Here is a 301-nt window from a genome sequence, read left to right as displayed (position 1 = left end):
TGGGGTTAGCTCACCGCTAAAGTCTTTAAGCTGCAGTTCATCTAATGAAATTGGCTTAATTTTACTTGCTTGACCCGCCGTACCAAAAGCTTCGTAACGAGCGATACAAATATCAGTCATTGCTTGGGGTGCAGCAGCTAAAAAGGTACGGGGGTCGAAGTTAGCCGGGTTCATCGCTAAATGCCGCCGCCTCGCACCGGTAGACGCGAACCGTAAGGCAGTATCAATGTTTACCTTCCGCACACCATATTTACAACCTTCAACGATTTGCTCAACTGGCACGCCGTAACTTTCTGGAATT

General features: G+C 47.8%; 1 protein-coding gene. It reads right to left on the bottom strand.

The annotated features are described in order from the left end of the window. The coding region (locus tag CWB75_RS18835) for a class II fructose-bisphosphate aldolase (protein WP_171039136.1) at window positions 1-301 on the bottom strand (301 nt) is incomplete at both ends.

Origin of the sequence: Pseudoalteromonas sp. S1608 (assembly GCF_005887265.1) — a bacterium.
GTDB lineage: Bacteria > Pseudomonadota > Gammaproteobacteria > Enterobacterales > Alteromonadaceae > Pseudoalteromonas > Pseudoalteromonas undina.
Note: the sequence above shows the minus strand (reverse complement) of the source record. Positions and strands in the feature narration are given on the sequence as shown.